The 20,512-nt window shown below is 34.8% G+C and carries 21 protein-coding genes; 5 read left to right on the forward strand and 16 right to left on the reverse strand.

The genetic code is table 11. The annotated features are described in order from the left end of the window. Window positions 1-79 precede the first annotated feature (79 nt). The 5 genes from napA to Q1J40_RS08800 form a co-directional block, all read right to left on the reverse strand. Window positions 80-2,563, reverse strand: a complete 2,484-nt coding sequence (napA, locus tag Q1J40_RS08780) for a nitrate reductase catalytic subunit NapA (protein ID WP_301099787.1) — start codon at window positions 2,561-2,563, stop codon at window positions 80-82. A gap of 43 nt (window positions 2,564-2,606) precedes the next feature. Next, window positions 2,607-2,894: a chaperone NapD gene (locus Q1J40_RS08785; protein ID WP_301099788.1), complete on the reverse strand. Its 288-nt coding sequence runs from the start codon at window positions 2,892-2,894 to the stop codon at window positions 2,607-2,609. Further along, entirely contained in the window at window positions 2,891-3,421 is a 531-nt protein-coding gene (napF, locus tag Q1J40_RS08790) for a ferredoxin-type protein NapF (protein ID WP_301099790.1), read from the reverse strand. The genes Q1J40_RS08785 and napF overlap by 4 nt, the downstream gene beginning before the upstream one ends. Before the next feature lie 167 nt (window positions 3,422-3,588). After that, window positions 3,589-3,714, reverse strand: a complete 126-nt coding sequence (gene ykgO / locus Q1J40_RS08795) for a type B 50S ribosomal protein L36 (RefSeq protein ID WP_301099793.1) — start codon at window positions 3,712-3,714, stop codon at window positions 3,589-3,591. Window positions 3,715-3,732: 18 nt separating this feature from the next. Next, window positions 3,733-3,999: a type B 50S ribosomal protein L31 gene (locus Q1J40_RS08800; RefSeq protein ID WP_301099795.1), complete on the reverse strand. Its 267-nt coding sequence runs from the start codon at window positions 3,997-3,999 to the stop codon at window positions 3,733-3,735. Window positions 4,000-4,221: 222 nt separating this feature from the next. On the opposite strand from Q1J40_RS08800, the gene rpe reads away from it, so the two are divergent. Next, complete coding sequence (gene rpe / locus Q1J40_RS08805; protein WP_301099797.1) at window positions 4,222-4,896, forward strand: ribulose-phosphate 3-epimerase; 675 nt, start codon at window positions 4,222-4,224, stop codon at window positions 4,894-4,896. A 93-nt stretch (window positions 4,897-4,989) separates the two neighbouring features. Here the strand turns inward: rpe and cysE are convergent, their stop codons facing one another. The 9 genes from cysE to ubiE all read right to left on the reverse strand — a co-directional run bounded on the left by cysE (window position 4,990) and on the right by ubiE (window position 12,669). Next, window positions 4,990-5,787: a serine O-acetyltransferase gene (cysE, locus tag Q1J40_RS08810; RefSeq protein WP_301099799.1), complete on the reverse strand. Its 798-nt coding sequence runs from the start codon at window positions 5,785-5,787 to the stop codon at window positions 4,990-4,992. Window position 5,788: 1 nt separating this feature from the next. Continuing rightward, window positions 5,789-6,799 carry an NAD(P)H-dependent glycerol-3-phosphate dehydrogenase gene (gpsA, locus tag Q1J40_RS08815; RefSeq protein ID WP_301099800.1) on the reverse strand — a complete coding sequence of 337 codons (1,011 nt, stop codon included), beginning with the start codon at window positions 6,797-6,799 and terminating at the stop codon, window positions 5,789-5,791. 65 nt (window positions 6,800-6,864) lie between these two features. After that, window positions 6,865-7,380 carry a protein-export chaperone SecB gene (gene secB, locus Q1J40_RS08820; protein ID WP_301099801.1) on the reverse strand — a complete coding sequence of 172 codons (516 nt, stop codon included), beginning with the start codon at window positions 7,378-7,380 and terminating at the stop codon, window positions 6,865-6,867. Window positions 7,381-7,393: 13 nt separating this feature from the next. Further along, complete coding sequence (locus tag Q1J40_RS08825; protein ID WP_301099802.1) at window positions 7,394-7,846, reverse strand: rhodanese-like domain-containing protein; 453 nt, start codon at window positions 7,844-7,846, stop codon at window positions 7,394-7,396. Window positions 7,847-7,941: 95 nt separating this feature from the next. Beyond that, complete coding sequence (tig, locus tag Q1J40_RS08830) at window positions 7,942-9,240, reverse strand: trigger factor (RefSeq protein ID WP_301099803.1); 1,299 nt, start codon at window positions 9,238-9,240, stop codon at window positions 7,942-7,944. A 169-nt stretch (window positions 9,241-9,409) separates the two neighbouring features. After that, window positions 9,410-10,429 carry a YeiH family protein gene (locus Q1J40_RS08835; protein WP_301099804.1) on the reverse strand — a complete coding sequence of 340 codons (1,020 nt, stop codon included), beginning with the start codon at window positions 10,427-10,429 and terminating at the stop codon, window positions 9,410-9,412. A gap of 75 nt (window positions 10,430-10,504) precedes the next feature. Next, complete coding sequence (locus tag Q1J40_RS08840) at window positions 10,505-11,086, reverse strand: porin family protein (protein ID WP_301099805.1); 582 nt, start codon at window positions 11,084-11,086, stop codon at window positions 10,505-10,507. A gap of 151 nt (window positions 11,087-11,237) precedes the next feature. Further along, the gene (locus Q1J40_RS08845; RefSeq protein ID WP_301099806.1) at window positions 11,238-11,870 is read right to left on the reverse strand and encodes a ubiquinone biosynthesis accessory factor UbiJ; all 633 of its coding nucleotides are present in this window, start codon (window positions 11,868-11,870) and stop codon (window positions 11,238-11,240) included. A 25-nt stretch (window positions 11,871-11,895) separates the two neighbouring features. Beyond that, the gene (gene ubiE, locus Q1J40_RS08850) at window positions 11,896-12,669 is read right to left on the reverse strand and encodes a bifunctional demethylmenaquinone methyltransferase/2-methoxy-6-polyprenyl-1,4-benzoquinol methylase UbiE (RefSeq protein ID WP_301099807.1); all 774 of its coding nucleotides are present in this window, start codon (window positions 12,667-12,669) and stop codon (window positions 11,896-11,898) included. A gap of 115 nt (window positions 12,670-12,784) precedes the next feature. On the opposite strand from ubiE, the gene hemG reads away from it, so the two are divergent. Both hemG and mscL read left to right on the forward strand, forming a co-directional pair. Then, window positions 12,785-13,315 (forward strand): menaquinone-dependent protoporphyrinogen IX dehydrogenase, encoded by a 531-nt coding sequence (hemG, locus tag Q1J40_RS08855; RefSeq protein WP_301099808.1) that lies wholly within the window; start codon window positions 12,785-12,787, stop codon window positions 13,313-13,315. A 90-nt stretch (window positions 13,316-13,405) separates the two neighbouring features. Further along, window positions 13,406-13,804, forward strand: a complete 399-nt coding sequence (gene mscL / locus Q1J40_RS08860) for a large-conductance mechanosensitive channel protein MscL (RefSeq protein WP_301099809.1) — start codon at window positions 13,406-13,408, stop codon at window positions 13,802-13,804. A 37-nt stretch (window positions 13,805-13,841) separates the two neighbouring features. Here the strand turns inward: mscL and Q1J40_RS08865 are convergent, their stop codons facing one another. Continuing rightward, entirely contained in the window at window positions 13,842-14,309 is a 468-nt protein-coding gene (locus Q1J40_RS08865; protein WP_301099811.1) for a YchJ family protein, read from the reverse strand. Between the two features lie 70 nt (window positions 14,310-14,379). After that, the gene (gene yidC / locus Q1J40_RS08870) at window positions 14,380-16,029 is read right to left on the reverse strand and encodes a membrane protein insertase YidC (protein WP_301099814.1); all 1,650 of its coding nucleotides are present in this window, start codon (window positions 16,027-16,029) and stop codon (window positions 14,380-14,382) included. Between the two features lie 813 nt (window positions 16,030-16,842). Between yidC and rne the strand changes: the two genes are divergently transcribed. Together rne and Q1J40_RS08880 are read left to right on the forward strand one after the other, a co-directional pair. Beyond that, window positions 16,843-19,785: a ribonuclease E gene (gene rne, locus Q1J40_RS08875; RefSeq protein ID WP_301099816.1), complete on the forward strand. Its 2,943-nt coding sequence runs from the start codon at window positions 16,843-16,845 to the stop codon at window positions 19,783-19,785. A 111-nt stretch (window positions 19,786-19,896) separates the two neighbouring features. Further along, window positions 19,897-20,512: hypothetical protein (locus Q1J40_RS08880; RefSeq protein WP_301099817.1), on the forward strand; the 616-nt coding region annotated here is incomplete at its 3' end.

Consider the following 20,512-nt stretch of genomic DNA (forward strand, 5'->3'; position numbering starts at 1 on the left):
CTTTTTACATTACAAAATTATTCGGGAATCTGACCGCTTGTTAGTTATGTAGCAAAAGAATTTGCTACATGAAACTGAACTAAGCCTTCTCAACCTTAACTGCACATTTCTTGAAATCTGTTTCTTTAGAAATTGGATCGGTCGCATCTAACGTTAATTTATTGGTTAACTGTCCAGCATCAAAGAAAGTCGTAAAGATTAAACCTTCTGGGACTTTATTACGCCCACGAGTATCAATGTGAGAGATCATTTCTCCACGACGGCTTGATACCTTGACTTTATCACCATGACGTAAACCACGTTTTTTAGCATCAGTTGGATGCATCCATACCAAATTATTTGGGAATGAACGATGCAGCTCTGGAACACGACGAGTCATTGAACCTGTATGCCAATGTTCTAGCACACGACCTGTTGATAACCATAAATCATATTCTTTATCAGGTGATTCAGCTGGCGCTTCATAAGGTACTGCGAGAATAATTGCTTTTTTGTCTGGTTTACCGTAAAAAGCCACTTCTTCACCTGCTTTAACGTAAGGATCATATCCTTCACGATAACGCCATAACGTTTCTTTGTTATCAACAACTGGCCAACGTAAACCTCTGGCTTTATGATAGGATTCGAAATCAGCTAAATCATGTCCGTGTCCACGACCAAATGAAGCATATTCTTCAAATAAACCTTTTTGGATATAGAAACCAAAATGTTCAGCTTCATCATTAATATAGCCTGTTTTATCTGTTGGTACTTGGAATTGATCTACTTGACCATTGCGATATAACACATCGTATAAAGTTTTACCTTTATATTCAGGATTCGCTGCTAACACTTCTGCTGGCCACATTTCATCTGTTGTAAAATATTTAGAAAATTCAACTAGTTGCCACAAATCTGATTTTGCTTCGCCAGGTGCTTTAACTTGTTGATACCAGAACTGAGTACGACGCTCTGCATTACCGTAAGCTCCTTCTTTTTCTACCCACATAGCAGTTGGTAGAATTAAATCAGCAGTTAAAGCTGAAACCGTTGGATATGGATCAGAAACAACAATAAAGTTACGTTCATCTCTCCAACCTGGCAAACGTTCTTGGTTAATATTTGGGCCTGCTTGCATATTGTTATTACACATAATCCAATAAGCATTGAGGGTTCCATCTTTTAATGCCCTGTCTTGAGCTACGGCATGAAGTCCTACTTTAGTTTGAATCACACCATGTGGTAATTTCCACAATTTTTCTGCCGTTTCCACATGTTTTGGATTAGTTACCACTAAGTCAGCAGGTAAACGGTGAGCAAAAGTTCCTACTTCACGGGCAGTACCACAAGCAGAAGGTTGTCCTGTTAAAGAGAATGGTCCACAACCCGGTTGAGAAATTTTGCCAGTTAGTAAGTGAATATTGTAGATAAGATGATTCGCCCACACTCCACGAGTATGTTGGTTGAATCCCATTGTCCAGAATGATACGATTTTGAGTTTTGGATCTGCATACATTTTTGCTAATGCTTCAAGCTGATCAACTGGTACACCTGAGATTTCATGTGTTTTTTCTAATGTATAAGGTGCAACTAATTTCTTAAACTCTTCAAAATCACTATCATACATTTTACCTGCAGATTTTGCGTTCTGAGCCGCTTGTTCTAGTGGATGATTATCACGTAAACCATAACCAATATCTGTTTCACCACGTTTAAAGTTTGTATGTTTCTGGATGAAATCATGGTTGATTGCATTATTTTGAATAAGATAATTAGCGATGTAATTTAAGATAGCAAGATCAGATTGTGGCTTAAACAAAATACCTAAATCTGCTAATTCAAATGAGCGATGTTCATAAGTTGATAGTACTGCAACTTTTGAATCTTGTTTAGATAAACGACGATCAGAAATACGTGACCATAAAATTGGATGCATTTCTGCCATATTTGAACCCCAAAGTACAAAAGTATCAGCATTTTCAATATCGTTATAACAACCCATTGGCTCGTCAATACCGAAAGTACGCAATAATGCTACTGCAGCTGATGCCATACAATGGCGAGCATTTGGATCGATATTATTTGAACGTAACCCTGCTTTAAATAATTTAGATTTAGCAATACCTTCAAAGATAGTTGATTGTCCAGAAGTGAACATTCCAACACCATTTGGACCTTGTTCCTTAATCGCTTTCTTAAACTTTTCAGCCATAATAGTGAAAGCTTGATCCCAAGAAATTGGTGTAAAATCACCATTCTTATCATATTTACCATCTTTCATACGTAACATTGGCGAAGTCAAACGGTCTTTACCATACATTATTTTAGGTAAGAAATACCCTTTAATACAGTTTAATCCACGATTAACTTCTGCATCAGGATCACCTTGTGAGGCAACAACTCGTCCATTTTGTGTACCCACAAGAACACTACATCCTGTTCCACAAAATCGACACGGTGCTTTATCCCATTTAATTGTATTCTCATTAGCATAAGCATTTTTGATAGGAATGCTCATACCTGCAGCAGCGGCAGCCGCAGCGACCGCATTCGCCTTCATAAACTCTCGGCGGCTTAGTTTCATAATGTTCCCCACTAATAATAGGTAAATAAAAAAATAAAAATAATTACTGTTCTTCGTCTTGGTGGCTATAAATTAAAGAAACGACAATAACACCATCAATATCTTTAATACTTTCCATTTGTTCTACCAATAGAGGTTGAAAGTCTGATTCAATGACGACAATCAATTTTCCTTCTTCTGGTTTCTCTCCATGAATTTCAGTATTTGGCATCGACAACAATGTTTTTTTCACACTGTCCAATTTTGCTGGTTTAGCTTGTACAACCAAGCTACACAAATACCAATTCCCTGCTATTTTTGAATGATTGAGTTTATCTGATACATTTCTCATAGATATAAAATGGTAATCGCTTGAGTTGGACAACTTGATAAACAAGCCCCACAGCCATTACATAGCTCCAAATTTAATAACGGTTTTGCAACTTTTCCGATTTCTCGTTTAAAACGGATAGCACGTTGCTCACAACTATCCTCACAGCTACGACATTCAATCAGCTTGTTTGCCAAACAATTTGTTTGAATTTCAACCTTATGCTGCCATGCTATTTCATCAGTTGAACGAAATAAATTCACTTTACAGCTTGTTACACAAGCTTTACAAAATAAACACTCCTGTTTCCCTTGTGAAAAATCAACATAAGGGTACCCATCTTGATCTCTCACTAAAATTTGAGCTTCACAATGTGTAATACAATTACCACAAGCGGTACATTTATCTAAAAATTTATCAGGATTTGCCCAAGGTGGTCTAATAACTGCATACCCCTGTTTTTTTACATCTTCAGTTTTTAATGAATTTAAAAATTGCCCACGTAAAAAATTTCGGCGTGGTAATGAGTATTCTGGCTTATTTATCAAAATAGTTTAGTAAAACAGTAGGTTATTTAATGTACTATTGTAACAATTCAATAAAGGAATATATATAGTACTAAGTCAATTTAATTAGGCAGTATTTGATAGAAATCAAAAAAAAGCGGCTATAGTAAATTTTAACCGCTTGATTTTTTTGAAATTTTATCTAGAAATTAACGTTGGCGTGCTTTAAAACGAGGATTTGATTTGCAGATTACGTATAATTTCCCTTTACGACGTACAATTTTGCAATCAGGATGACGAGCTTTAGCTGTTTTTAACGAATTTAAAATTTTCATTTTTTCCTCTACTTACTATTATTTTTTAGCTTTAATAGACATACCCTTAAAGCGTTCATTAAATTTACTTGCACGACCTTCGTTATTTGTTTCACGACGTTTACCAGTATATACAGGATGTGAAGCTGATGAGGTATCTAATGGAAATAAGGGGTATTCTTTACCATCTTCCCACACCATAGTTTTTGTAGTATTTGCACAAGAACGAATAACCCAACCCTGTTGCACACTGCTGTCATAGAATAAAATTTCACGATAATTTTCAGGGTGAATTCCCTTTTTCATAAGTCCTCCGATTAAATAATTCCGTTCCAATAACCATAAATTAAAAGCGGATTATATTCTGCCTGATAATTAATTTAATTTCTATATTTTTTTTATGGTCTTTGTTTCGTTTTTGAGCAAAAAAACTCTCTAATAGAAAAAATGACTTATTTTAATCGATATTGTTATGAGTAAAATGTGGTAATCTTACGTAATTAGATACCTAACGATGAGAAAAATATTATGGCTCAACAACCTTTTTTAATTGCACCTTCTATTCTTTCTGCAGATCTTGCAAGACTTGGTGATGATGTACAGCAAGTGATTTCAGATGGAGCTGATGTTATTCATTTTGATGTAATGGATAATCATTATGTACCTAACCTCACTTTTGGTCCCGAGGTCTGCCAGGCATTGCGGAATTATGGCATTACAGCTCCCATTGATGTACATCTTATGGTAAAACCGGTTGATCGAATTATTCCTGATTTCGCTAAAGCTGGCGCTAGCGTCATCACTTTTCATCCAGAAGCAACTGAGCATATTGATCGCTCATTACAACTAATACGAGAGCATGGATGTAAGTGTGGATTGGTGTTTAATCCAGCTACACCATTAAGTTACCTTGATTATGTGATGGATAAAATTGATGTGGTTTTACTTATGTCTGTTAACCCTGGTTTTGGTGGCCAATCATTTTTACCTTCAACATTAACTAAATTACAAGAGGCTCGTCGTCGTATTGATGAAAGCGGGTATAACATTCGCTTAGAAGTAGATGGTGGAGTTAAAGTAAACAATATTGCAGAAATTGCTAAGGCTGGGGCAGATATGTTTGTTGCAGGTTCCGCTATTTTTGGGCAACCTGATTATAAAATAGTAATTGATCAAATGCGGGCTGAACTTGCTTCTATATAAAAATAGATATTTTTATAAGCAGTTACATCGGCTAATATTTTAACTATTCCCTAAAGTTAGACTAATTAGCTAACATTAGGGAATCTTTATTTGCTATATATTTATATGATCAAAATATTGATTCATTTCAAAAGCAGGTTTTTGATTTTCTGATTTACCAATAATTTTAGCTGGTATACCTGCTGCTGTTGCGTATTCAGGAACAGGATGCAAAACAACTGAATTTGCACCAATTTTTGAATAACGACCTATTTCAATATTACCTAAAATTTTTGCTCCAGAACCGATCATAACACCTTCTCTAATTTTTGGATGACGATCGCCATTTTCTTTCCCTGTACCACCTAATGTTACACCTTGAAGAATTGATACATCATTCTCGATAACTGAGGTTTCTCCCACAACAATCCCTGTTGCATGGTCGAGCATAATGGCACAACCAATTTTAGCTGCAGGATGGATATCAACATCAAAGGCAACTGAAATTTCATTCTGTAAATAAATTGCAAGATCCCGTCTACCACGATTCCATAAATAATGAGTGACTCGATAACTTTGTAATGCGTGAAAGCCTTTTAAATAGAGTAGTGGTGTACTCCATTTATCTACTGCAGGATCTCGAGTTCGAACAGCTTCAATGTCACAAGCGGCACTTTGGATAATTTGCTCATCAGTATTATACGCTTCTTCAATAATTTCTTTCAAAGCAATCGCAGGCATAATAGGATTTGCTAATTTATTAGCTAGGATATAACTCAAAGCTTCACCTAAATTATGATGTTTTAATATTGTTGCATGAAAAAAACTTGCAAGCATGGGTTCATGTTCTACTAATAATTCAGCTTCTTTACGGATCAGTTCCCAAATATTTAAAGGGGTTTGTTCACTCATGCTATTCTCCTTTTCGTTCACGTCCCAACAAGTCTTTAACAACATCGCTTGCTTGCTTACCACAAAACAACATCTGATAGATCTGTTCGACAATAGGCATTTCTACATCTTGCTGTTGGGCTAATAAATAAGCTTCTTTAGTATTATAAAATCCTTCAACTACTTGTCCTATTTCTGTCATTGCTTGTTCTGCTGTTTTTCCTTGTCCTAACATTAAACCAAATCGACGATTACGGGATTGATTATCAGTACAAGTTAAAACAAGATCTCCAAGCCCTGCCATTCCCATAAATGTTGTTGGATTTGCTCCCATCGTTACACCTAAACGACTAATTTCAGCTAATCCTCGAGTAATCAATGCAGTTCTAGCATTAGCACCAAAACCCATACCATCAGAAATACCTGCTCCTATAGCAATGACATTTTTGATAGCTCCACCTAGCTGTACACCAATCATGTCCGAATTTAAGTACACACGAAAAGCTTTATCACAGTGGATTCTTTGTTGCATTTCATCTGCAAATTGGGGATTATCCGAAGCAAGCGAAATTGCCGTTGGCATTCCTTTCGCTAATTCTTGTGCAAAAGTGGGGCCTGAAAGTACTGCAAGTGGGTAGTTATCACCTAAGATTTGCAATACTACTTCTTGAAGTAAACGTCCAGTATCTCGTTCAAGCCCTTTTGTTGCCCATATAATACGATGTTCTGAAGTTAGATAAGGTTTAATATTATGTAGTACTTCGGTAAAAACATGGCTTGGTACGGCAATTAACAGATCTCTTGCACAATCTATTGTTTCATTTAGTTTGTGTTTAATTTCTAAGGATTCAGGAAATTTAATATCAGGAAGAAATTCTTGATTCTTTCTTTGCTCTTTTAAGATAGTCATTTTCTGGGGATTATGCCCCCATAGATAAGTTTTATATCCATTACGAGAAAGCGCAATTGCTAAAGAGGTTCCATAAGAACCTGCACCTAAAATAGAAATTGGTGCGGTATAAATACTCTTCATTATTATTCCTTATCTATTGAAAAAAATAGGTATGCAATTGCATACCTATTTCACACTACACTATATTAGTTTGCAAGAGATGATGAAGATTGTTCTTTGTCTGCTTCTGCCTTTTGTTGACGTTCTAAATAATCAAAGAATAATGCATCAAAATTTACTGGAGAAAGATTTAATGCAGGGAAAGTGCCATGATTAACTAAACTTGAAATTAACTCTCTAGCATAAGGGAATAATATCTCTGGGCATTTTGATGCTAAACAGTGAGCTAATTGCATGTTATCTAATCCTTTAATAGTAAACACGCCAGCTTGCTTTATTTCACAAATAAATGCGACATCTTTACTGTCTTCCATTGTTGTTTCAACATTAATATGCAAAATGACTTCATAGGTATCATCATTTACTTGTATTGTTTGAGTATCCAACTCAAAACCTAATTTTGGTTTCCATTCTTGAGTAAAAATAGTTGGTAAGTTTGGTGCTTCAAATGAAACATCTTTAACATAAATACGTTGAATTTGTATTTCAAAGGGAACTTGCTCTTCCGCTGGTACTTCAACTTTATTTTCTTCGTCAGCCATAATAAATCCTTAATTATTTGTGCTTTCTAACTAATGGCAAATTTGCAGAACGCCAGCCTGCAATGCCTTCTTTTAAGGCATAAACTTTATTAAAACCTTGTTTAGCCAATACATTTGCGATAGATTGAGCTGTCATACCATTTCCATCGACAACCACAAGGGGAGCATCTTTATATTTATCGATAGTGTGGGTTTTATTTTGTTTAATATCGCTTGGAAACAAATGTACACTTTCAATAATATGACCCGTCTTGAATTCATCTTCAGAACGAACATCTACGACAACAGCATCTTCTTTATTGATAAGTTGAGTAATCTGCACATTATTAACAACTTTAATTTTATTCGTTGCACTTTTATAAAAATTAAAAATTACTGCAATGAATAAAGCAACCCAAGCAACAACCATCACAACATGATTTGTAGCAAATTGTTGTACTTGTTGAATAAACGCTAGCTCTTCCATAATATAATCCTAGTAAAGCAGAAACAAAATAGGTAGAAAAATACCTTACGTTAAAACACAGGGTAAGCAAAACTTACCCTATTCTTTACTCTAAATTAAGCTTGTTGAGTAGCCATAATTTCATCAAAAGATGAAGGTTTTTCTGTTACTTTAGCTTTTGCTAATACCGCATCAACAGCTTGTTCTTCTAATACTACGTTACGAATATTATCTGTTAATTTAGGATTTTTAGTGTAGTATGCAACAACTTCTTCCGGTTGTTCATATGCTGAAGCTAATTCAGTAATAGTTTCTTTTACTCTATCTTCATCAACTTTAAGTTCATTAGATGAAATCACTGCTGAAAGTAATAAACCTACTTGAACACGACGTTTTGCTTCACCTTCAAATAATTCTGCTGGTAATTGTGCTGCCATTTCAGGTTTACCACCAAAACGTTGAATCGCTTGTTGACGTAGCACTTCAACTTCTTCAGTCACTGCAGATGTTGGAACTTCAATATCATTTTCAGCAATTAATCCATTGATTACTTGATTTTTAATGCGTGCAGTTACTGCATTTTTTAATTCACGTTGCATATTTTTCTTAATTTCAGCACGCAATGTTGCAATATCTTTACCTGCACCAAATTTCTTAACAAAATCTTCTGTTAATTCAGGTAATACCATGTTTTCAACTTTCTTCAAGGTAATCGCAAATTTTGCAGCTTTACCTTTTAAAGTTTCTGATTGGTAATCTTCTGGGAAAGTAACATCAATATCAAATTGTTCACCTGCTTTGTGACCAGTGATTCCATCTTCAAAACCCGGGATCATACGACCTTGGCCCATTAACAAGATGAAATCAGACGCTTTACCGCCTTCAAACTCTTCACCATCTACTGTACCAACAAAATCAATAGTTACACGATCATCAGCTTTTGCAGCTTCTTGTGACTCAGACCATGTCGCTTGTTGTTTACGTAATACATCGACCATTTTATCTAAATCAGCTTCTGTAATTTCAACAACTGGTTTTTCTACTTCAATATTTTCTAGCCCTTTTAATTCTACTTCTGGGAATACTTCAAATACTGCAGTAAATTTAAAATCTTGACCTGGTTGATAATTTTCTGGAGTAAATGTAGGGCGACCAGCAAGGTTTAACTTTTCACTAATAACAACATCAAAGAAACCACGTTGCATTTCTTCTGAAAGTGCATCTTGACGAGCTGATAATCCAAAACGTTGTTCAATAATGCTGTGAGGCACTTTACCTTTACGGAAACCGTCGATACGTGCATTTTTTGCATAACCTTTTAATTGTTCACGGTATGTACCTTCAACTTTATCAGCAGATACAGTAATTGTTGCGCGGCGTTCTAAGCCTTGAGTTGTTTCAATAGAAAAAGACATTCTTAAACCTCAAATAAGTTAAAAGAGTTCGGTATATAATATACAGATAAAAAATATAGACCGAAATTGTAACGTTCTATCAATAATATGTCGAGAGATAAGCATAATATTGAGAACGATTTATTGTTGAATTTATAACAAGCGGTAACTTTATATATAAGTTTTGCAATTAACTTATAATATTTTCTAAGCTAAGGTTAATAAAAAAACCGCCTACAACGAGCCAAATACAAATAATCCCACCTAGTAAAAATGGTTTAAATCCAGCTTGTTTTATTGCATTAAAACGAGTTGTTAGACCAAGTCCTGCCATTGCCATCATTAAGAATATGGTATCAACATTCACTAAAAATTCGACAATCATTTGTGGTAATAATGAGAACGAATTAAAAATAGCTACCACAATAAACCATACAGCAAACCATGGAATATTAATTTTTTGTGTTTGATGGCTCTCTTGATTCTGTGTTTTTTGTAATGAATAAGATAATAGAATAAGGAAAGGTGCAAGCATCATTACACGAATCATCTTGGTAATCACCGATGTATCTGCCACAGTAGAATTAATATTACTTCCCGCTGCATAAACTTGAGCAACTTCATGTACAGAAGAGCCAATATAAATACCAAATTGATGATCAGAAAGGTAATGATTAAGGAAAGGGTACATTATTGGATATAAGAACATACTAATGGTACCAAATATCACAATAAGAGCGATAGCCACAGAAACCTTATGAGATTCTGATTTTAATACTGGGGAAGTGGCCATAATTGCAGCTGCACCACAGATACTACATCCAGCAGCAGTAAGCTGTACAATTTGTTTGTCTATTTTTAACCAACGAATCCCCACCCAACAAGTAATGAAGAAGGTTGCTGTTAGCATAATCGCATCAGTAAGAATAGCATTGATACCGACAGAGCTAATATCTTGTAATGTAATACGAAAACCGTATAACACAATACCTGCTCGTAACAGAAAAGTTTTAGAAAGGTTAATTCCTTGAATAGTTTGGGATTCGATTTTAGGATAAACTGTATTTCCTAGTAGCATCCCAAATAAAATCGCGATCGTTAAAGCACTTAAATGTAAATTTATCGCAAGTGAACTGTTTGAGGCAACAAAAGAAATAGTAGTAATTAAACCTACGATAATTAGCCCCAATATAGTATTTTTAGTCAACATAAAGATCTCAAAAAAGAAGGCATAATAGAATGATCTATTATGCCTTAAATTCGAGTATAGATTAACTACATTTAATCAGAAACGGTAAGTTGCATTTGCACCAAATGTATTAGCATTGACGTGTTCATCATAGAATTTTGAACGACTTCTTAGATATTCAGCACCAACCTCAAAATTAGATGAAACTGCATATTTAACGCCTAAGCCAATTCCTACACCACTTCCTGTATGTTCTGAATGTTCGAAATAATTATCTTCTCTTAAGTCGCCTTCAATTTTTGTTACGAGATAACTTACTTTTACATAAGGAAGTAAATCAGGCAATACGCGGTACCCCTGTAAATAGCTTAAACTTGCTCGCCATTTTTCATCAGTATTTACGTCATCGTCAATACCGTCATGATCATTAACTATATTAGAGTTATTGAATTTGATCTTCCCTTCAACTAAACCAACAAGGTTATTACCAAAATCGAAACCATAATCTCCAACAATACCGATACCAGTAGCTCTTTTAGTATTTTCATCATCCATTTTATATTTTGTTGTGGTTAAATCTAAACCAACCCCAAAACCAGTAAAAGTGCTACCAACTGGTGCAGCAAATGCAGATGTTGAAATCAAACCTGCAAGTAGTGTTAAACCTAATTTTTTCATTGTAAATCTCCTAAAATGGATAAAATTCAAATGGAGTGTACTAATAACATCCAACTAATACAAGTTAGATCTTAGTAAAAGTAAATAATATTATTAAGGTCATAGTTTAACTTTTAGATATTAATTATCATCACTCTACTTTTACTTCTCATTAAATACCTAATTTTGCAAATTTCTGTTCTAAACTAACCGCTTGTTTTTCTAATTCCTCAACTTGATCATAAAAATACACAGCTTGTAGTCGATGAACAAGTACTGGACGCTCTACCATTAAATTATCAACGATATCTTGATTTAACGTAGTAAATTGTTTGTTCACTTTAGAGATAATTTGTTTTACAAAATCTGTTGAAGCCTGTGCAACGACATCGCCAACGAATGGGGATAATAGTTCTGCGGGATCTTTTTCTAATTCATCCAGTAAGCTAGAAAAATGTTGTAAGACTTGAATATCGCCCTCTAACACTAAACTCTTATTATTCAATAAATTAGTCAATTGAGCTTTGTCTGCTAATTTGGGTAAAGCTGTCGCTTCTAATGTGACAGTACAATCGTTTTCACCTTCATAATTAGATAAAAAATCAACTCGCTTTTCACTGAAAATCATCACAAATTGTATAGTAGGATGATTAAGATGAATATGTAAATTCTTACCAACTAACTTACGTAAAATAGAAATTGTATGTGGAGAACGTGCAATTAACGCATTAAATGTTGTTTCCAATCCGCCCATTGCAATCTGTGGGAGCATCAATTGTGCAAATAAACCTGATACTTTATTCATCAGAAATTCCCCCTAAAAACTTTCATTAAAATTTATAACCGCGGTGTAAAGCAACAATGCCTGCACTTAAGTTATAGTAGGAAACGCTTTCAAAACCGGCCTCTTCCATCATTGATTTTAATTCATCTTGTTTAGGATGCATACGAATAGACTCAGCTAAATAACGGTAACTATCTCCATCTTTAACAACAACTTCACCGATTTTAGGAAGAATATTAAACGAATAAAAATTATAAACTTGGCTAAGCGGATCAATAATTGGCTTAGAAAATTCAAGCACTAATAAACGGCCACCTGGCTTTAAGACTCGATACATTGAGCGAAGTGCTTTATCTTTATCGGTTACATTACGCAGACCAAAGCTAATCACGATACAATCAAACGTATTATCAGCAAAAGGTAATGCTTCAGCATTAGCTTGGACATAATCTACATTGCCCACAATACCAAGATTACGTAATTTATCACGCCCAACTTCGAGCATTGAACTATTGATGTCCGCTAATACGACTTCACCTGTTTCACCTACAATACGAGAAAATTTTGCAGTAAAATCGCCTGTGCCACCCGCTAAATCTAATACTTTTTGCCCTTTACGCACACCGCTGCAATCGATGGTAAAACGCTTCCACACACGATGAATACCGAAAGAGAGTAAATCATTCATCAAATCATATTTATCTGCAACACTATGGAAAACATTAGCAACTAATTGTTGTTTTTCCTCTTTGGCTACTGTTTTAAAACCAAAGTGAGTTGTTTCTTGTTGAGATTCTTGAGTATTTTGTAATTCGTTCATAATCGAAAAATTTGAAAGGAAGATTGGTAATACAATATCAAAAAAGCGGTTAGATTTCCTCAATATTTTGCAAAATCTGGTAAGATGAGGATAAATAATTTATGGAATCAAAATTATGAAAATATTAATTCTCTACTTAACAAGAGATGGACAAACCAAAAAGATCGCCGAACATCTTGCTATGAACTTCTCAGAAGATACTTCGGAGGTACTTTCATTGAAAGAACACATCGATATACCCACAGAAAAACTACAATCTTTTGATACCATTGTGATTGGCGCCTCTATTCGTTATGGGCATTTTAATCCTCTTTTGGAAAAATTTATCCACCAACATCATGCTCTTTTGAATAGTAAAAAATCTGCATTTTTTAGTGTGAATCTAACCGCTCGCAAAGCAAATCGTAATACCCCAGAAACGAATGTATACACTCGCAAGCTATTAGCTAAAATTAAATGGCAACCTGATCTCGTAGAAGTGATTGCTGGAGCATTATATTATCCTCGCTATCGTTGGTTTGATCGTATTATGATCCGTTTTATTATGAAAATGACTGGTGGCGATATCGATACAAGCAAGGAATACGAATACACCAACTGGCAACAAGTTTCTGAATTTGCGATAGAGATTCGTAAATTAAGTTAAAAATATTATTCATTTTTTTTAATTCACTTATAATTTATCTTCCTACCCTAGCCGGTAGGTTTTTTTAATGTAATTAATTAAGGTAATAAAATGAGTATATTAAAAGAATTCCGCGAGTTTGCTGTAAAAGGGAATGTTATTGATTTAGCTGTTGGTGTCATTATTGGTGGTGCATTCGGTAAAATTGTATCATCATTAGTTAATGATATCATTATGCCTCCTATTGGCTTATTAGTCGGTGGAATGGATTTTAAAGATTTGGCAATTGTTCTGCAGGAAGCACAAGGTGAAACTGAAGCAGTTATGCTCAAATATGGTGCGTTCTTACAAAATGTGCTTGATTTCTTAATCGTGGCTATGGCTATCTTTGTTATGGTTAAAATGATTAATAATCTGAAAAAAGCCCCTAAACCAGAACCTGTAAAAGATCCTGAACCATCAGCAGAAGAAAAATTACTGACTGAAATTCGTGATTTATTAAAAAAATAATTGAGTTTAAAAGCATCTTGTTAAGATGCTTTTTTTACTAAATTAATATACCACAGCACTGCTTAAATTTCTTTCCAGAACCACAAAAACAAAGTTGTTTTTTGGGAATGGTGACGTTTGGATCTACAAAGAACCAACAATCATTAATCTTTACAAAAAGTGATAATTCATGATGTATATCTTGCCCATTGTCAGTTTTAAATAACGCCTTAAATTCAACGGTAGCATGATTTTTACTAAATTTAGGATTATGTTGAACAATTTCCAATCCTTTCCATTGAGTTGTTTTGCTCCATTTCATCATCATTTTCCTATCAAGAGATAACTGCTGATTTGGTACTGTTGTTGCCACGATATAATCAATATTTAATTGCGTATAAGCCGTATAGCGAGAACGCATTAATTGTTCTGCTGTAGTTGGGTGTAGTTTCCTTAAATGAAATGGTTCACAGCAATCTGAATATAACTTACCTGATTGACAAGGGCATAGAAGGGTATCTTTCATAATTTAACCATCAAAATAATATATAAAAAAGCCTGCGTGAATAACGCAGGCTTTTGCTATCGAATAACGTTTATTTTTTCACTCGTGAATGTAAGCCTTTCTTCTCTAAACCACGATAAATCAACCATTGTTGCGTAATTGTGATTAAGTTAGAAGTTAACCAGTAAAGTACTAATCCTGATGGGAACCAAAGGAAGAATATAGTGAAAACGACTGGCATAAATGTCATCACTTTTTGTTGTGTTGGATCCGCAACTGGTGTTGGTGACATTTTTTGTAGTAAAAACATTGATGCTCCCATTAACACCGGCAAAATGTAGTATGGGTCTTGAGCTGATAAATCTTGAATCCAACCAAAGAATGGTGCATGACGTAACTCAACGGCTTCCATAAATGTCCAATATAATGCGATGAAGATTGGCATTTGTAGAACAATTGGTAAACATCCACCCATTGGATTTACTTTCTCTTCTTTATACAACTTCATCATTTCTTGGCTCATACGTTGGCGATCATCCCCAAAACGCTCACGCATTTCTTGGATACGAGGTTGCAACATACGCATTTTAGCCATTGATGTATATTGTGCTTTTGTTAATGGATATAAAATAGACTTAACAATAATTGTTACACAAATAATTGCTAATCCCCAGTTTACAACTAATTTTTGAATATGAGTAAGTAACCAGAATAATGGTTTAGCAATAAACCAGGCCCATCCATAATCGACGGTTAAATCAAAATTATTTGCCGCTTGCCCCATTGCAACCTGATCTTTAGGGCCGGTCCATAGGCTACTTGTAATAGTGATTTCACTATTTGGTGCAATTTGAGTTAAAGGGCCACGATAACCTATAGTACCAGCTCCGTTAGCTGTACGAGTGTAAAGACTATTATCTTGATCTTGATCAGGAATCCATGCAGAAACGAAATAGTGTTGTAAAATAGCAATCCAACCCGCTTTTGTATCAATGGATAAATTGCTTTTTTGCATCTCATCAAAGCTATATTTTTTATAATTAACTTCAGCAGATGAATAAGCACCACCAGTATAAGTTGGCATTGCAAAATTACCAGAATTTTCGGTTAATGTGTGCTTGATTTGACCGTATGGCTGAACTTCTAATGTTTCCGCAGTTGTATTATTGATAGTATAATCTACCGCAATATCGTAACTACCACGTTTTAATGTAAATGTTTTGGTATAAGTTACGCCATCTTTTTCGAAAACCAATGGAACAGAAAGCTCATCTTGCCCATCAGCTAATTTGAAACTATCTCTAGATACTGTATATTCAGCACGACCTGTTGGGGTATCAATTCCATTTTTACCAACTAAGCCACTTTGTGCAATATATTGGATTTGTCCGTTATTTTCTAATAATTCAAAAGGTGTATTTGAGTTAAGTTCAGCATTAAATTTAAGTAAGTCAGACTCAACAACATCCCCACCTAAGGTATCAATAGTCAAACGTAACACATCACTTTCAACGGTGATTGTCTTACCGCTAGATGTGGTTTGTTGGTTAATGCCTGATATTGCATTATTCGATGAAGTAGGAAGATCTGTTCCCTGTGTGGATGTTTGCTGTACTTGCTCTTGTGCTTGCATTTGTTTTTGCGCTTGAATTTCAGGATCAAAATCCTGCTTCCATTGCGTAAAAATCAAAAATGAAACAAGGAGTAAGCCCATAAGCAATAAACTACGGTTTGAATTCATTTTACATTCTCTGTGGTTAAGTTAAATTGGGAAGCCCCAATATATAGAAAAGAGCATATTCTAATATAGGTTACTCAACGATCCAAACGACTTTTTCATATAAATCACCATTCTAATGAAAAGTAGAGCAGATAGAGGATGATTTATTTATTGTAATAACTATAAATATTAGTTTTCGAATTGTTTAAAAATTCAAAATTTTCAGATATCTTAATTACCTCTTGCTGAATGTTGAAAAATTGTAGTAGCGATAGTTTTAAATACTAAGTTAGCTGAATAGTCTAGGTTTTGTTTCATGGAAAGGTAACTAGGCAAATTAAATATTGTTACTATTTTTAGCTATCACAATGATATGCATAAAATAATTTATATAATTAATGTGATAGAATTATTGAATATGAAGAGTCCAATTCTCTAAATACATAATGAAGAAAGACAATGTATTTTTAACAAATGATGCAGTACTTAAATAAGTTTAGTTAGTGATTTTTATCCACTAGATAAGTGAGTTTTACCTTTCTATTTTCCCTTTTAAATGCCATAATATCCCGATTTTTTATCGAAAATAGCAATACTAAAATTTTGCAAAAAATAGATAAGAAATGACCGCTTGGAGTAAACAAGAACAAGCACGAATTTTCGTTACGCTGTTAATTTTCGGACATAAGACGTAATTCAATGCAAGGCAAAACTCTTTCTTTTTCATAAAGATAAATGGACAGTCGTGAGATTGACGTCATGCGAATTGAAGCAAAAAATAGAATAGAGAAGAGGATTGCAAAAAACTAACACAAAAAATAATGAGAAAACACAATGAAAAGAATGTTAATTAATGCAACTCAGAAAGAAGAATTACGAGTTGCACTTGTTGATGGGCAGCGCCTATTCGACTTAGATATTGAAAGCCCTGGACATGAACAGAAAAAGGCAAATATTTACAAAGGAAAAATTACACGTGTCGAACCAAGCTTAGAAGCTGCATTTGTTGACTACGGTGCAGAACGTCACGGATTCTTACCTTTAAAAGAAATTTCTCGAGAATATTTCCCTGAGGGATATGTTTTCCAAGGACGTCCAAGTATTAAAGATATTATCCAAGAAGGACAAGAAGTTATTGTTCAAGTGGGTAAAGAAGAACGAGGAAATAAAGGTGCTGCATTAACGACTTTTATTTCTTTGGCTGGTAGTTATTTAGTTTTAATGCCAAATAATCCACGAGCTGGCGGTATTTCAAGAAGAATTGAAGGCGATGAGCGTTTAGAGTTAAAAGAAGCTTTAGATGCATTAACTGTACCTGACAATGTTGGTTTGATTGTTCGTACTGCTGGGGTTGGTAAATCTCCAGAAGAATTACAGTGGGATTTAACCGTTTTACTACACCATTGGGAAGCTATTAAAAAAGCGGCAGAATCTCGCCCTGCACCATTCCTAATTCATCAAGAAAGCGATGTAATTGTCCGTGCTATTCGTGACTATCTCCGCCGTGATATTGGTGAAATTCTTATTGATAATAAAAAGATTTTTGATAAAGCACGCAATCATATTCGCTTAGTTCGTCCTGACTTTATTAATCGAGTACGTTTGTATGACGGTGAAGTGCCATTGTTTAGTCATTACCAAATTGAATCTCAAATTGAATCTGCATTTCAACGTGAGGTTCGTCTACCATCAGGTGGTTCAATTGTTATTGATGTTACAGAAGCACTTACTGCAATTGATATTAACTCATCAAAATCTACTCGTGGTGGAGATATTGAAGAAACAGCACTTAATACTAATTTAGAAGCAGCTGATGAAATTGCTCGCCAATTACGTTTACGTGATTTAGGTGGATTAATCGTCATTGACTTTATTGATATGACCCCTGTTCGTCATCAACGTGAAGTTGAAAATCGAATGAGAGAAGCAACTCGTCAAGATAGAGCGCGTATTCAATTTGGGCGTATTTCACGTTTTGGATTGCTTGAAATGTCTCGCCAACGCTTAAGTCCTTCATTAAGTGAAGCATCATCACATGTTTGCCCTCGTTGTCAAGGTACAGGGAAAATCCGTGATAATGATTCGATTGCACTCTCTATTTTACGTCTTCTTGAAGAAGAGGCGATTAAAGAAAATAGTGCTCAAGTTCATACGGTTGTTCCAGTTGAGATCGCTTCATATCTATTGAATGAAAAACGTAAAGCAATTAGTGATATTGAAAGACGTCATAACGTTCAAGTAGTTGTTGTACCAACAGAAGGCATGCATACTCCACATTTTAATGTGTATCGTTTACGTGACAATGAGGTTCAACCAATTTTAAGCTATAACTTAGCTAAACGTTATCAAGCACAAGAAGAAGAACATACACTAACTTGTGGGCATGCGAATGAAACTTTGGTTACACGTAATGAGCCTGTAATTACTGTTGAGTCTGTGTTACAAAGTACAGAATTAAACTTACAGCCAGCGCCAATGCCTGTAACACCAGCTAAACCTTCATTATTTAGTATTTTATGGAAAAAACTCAAAGGACTATTTGAGAAGGAAGAAGAGAAAGCACCGGTTAAGAAAACTCGCTCTAAATCAAAATCTCAACGTGATCGTCGACAACATCAACGTAGAGAGAGACCAAATCGTTCAGAAAAACAAGAACGCAAAGCAACTCCAACAACACAAGAAACAAAAGTTGTTCAACAAACTGAACAAAAGAAACGTAAAGAGGCTGTTGACGAAGTCGTACAAGTTTCTAAAGCACCAGTAGAGAAAAAACAACGAGAAGCGGCTAAGATTGCAGAGCGTCGTCAGCGTCGAGAACTTCGCAAGAAAGTACGTGTTGAATCTTCAGGAGAACAAACGATTGAGCAAAAAGTAGTTCCATCTACTGTTGAGAATCAAATAGAAGCATTAAAACCATCTTCATTAGAGAAACAAAATGTGTCAACAATAAAAGAAGAAGTTGTTTTAGCTGAAAATGATGTAACTCCAGATAATGTAGATAATATTAGCGAAGAGAAAAACGAAAATCGTGAAAACTCTCGTCGTCGCTTACCACGTCATCTTCGTGCAGGTAACCAACGTCGTAGAGAGCGTAAAGATATTGTAAAATCACCGATGCCTCTAACTTCAGCAGTTGCATCTCCTGAGCTTGCAAGCGGTAAGATTTGGATTCAATTTGACGAAAAGCCAACAAAGTCTGAGGAAAAAGCAAGTTTCTTATCTGTTGATGAGATTTTACAACAACAAAAAGATGATGAATCTTTTGTAACGACAAAGGATGAATCTTCTTTGGTTATGCCATTTGGTTCTGTTGTTGTTCAAGAAACGGAAAGAGATCTAGTAAAAGAAAAACATTCAAGTAAATCTATAGTAGATCAAGAACAGAAACAAGCTACTAAAGTTGAATCGGATCAAGAAGAAATCATTACTTCTACTCAACCTTTTGGTTATGTAATAACGCAACATTCTGATCGTGATTTAGTAAAAGAAAAATATGGTAAGTATTCAGATTTATATACAGAAAATAATGAAGAAATGGAGAGTAGTAAGGTTAGTACTTATCGAAGTGAGTATAAATTTGATGGAGTATTAGGCACATTTTCTCGAGTAAAACATATTTCTGTAAAAATGAGTCAAGCTAAGTCAGTAGATGAAAATAGTGAACCCTTCCCTATTGTACAATGGCAAAATTCTAAGTATTATTTCCACGGTAAAGGATCTGGTGGACATAGTAGTGCGGTAAGCCATGTTTATTCTGATGCTAGAGTCGCAAGTTAATCATATTTATTACTTGCTCTATTGTAGTATGATTTTATTGAACTTTATCATCATATTATTTACCAAGTGGGAATTACCCCGATTATTTAAAGAAAGATTTAAGGAAGCTTTATGAAAAAATCACTATTAACTTTGTTAGTGTTAGGTACATCACTTACTTTAGCAGCTTGTGATCAAGCTAAAGAGACTGCGGCAGATGTAAAAGATGCAGCAGCAGCAACTGTTGAAGAAGCAAAAGCAGTTGCTACAGATGCTAAAGATGCAGTGGCAGATAAAATGACAGACGCAAAAGAAGCAGTAGTAGATGCTAAAAATGCAGTTGCTGACAAAGCATCAGAAATGAAAGATGCAGCAGCTGATAAAGCTGGAGATGCTAAAAAAGCTATAATCGATGCTAAAGATACAGTGGTTAATAAAGCATCAGAAATGAAAGATGTAGCAGCTAATAAAGCTGAAGATGCCAAAAAAGCGATGACAGATGCTAAAGATGCAGTGGTTAATAAAGCATCAGAAATAAAAGATGCAGCAGCTAATAAAGCTGAAGATGCTAAAAAAGCGATGACAGATGCTAAAGATGCAGCAGCTAATAAAGCTGAAGATGCTAAAAAAGCAATGACAGATGCTAAAGATGCAGCAGCTAATAAAGCTGAAGATGCTAAAAAAGCAATGACAGATGCTAAAGATGCAGCAGCTAATAAAGCTGAAGATGCTAAAAAAGCAATGACAG

It is taken from the genome of Otariodibacter sp. (assembly GCF_029256985.1).
Lineage (GTDB): Bacteria > Pseudomonadota > Gammaproteobacteria > Enterobacterales > Pasteurellaceae > Otariodibacter.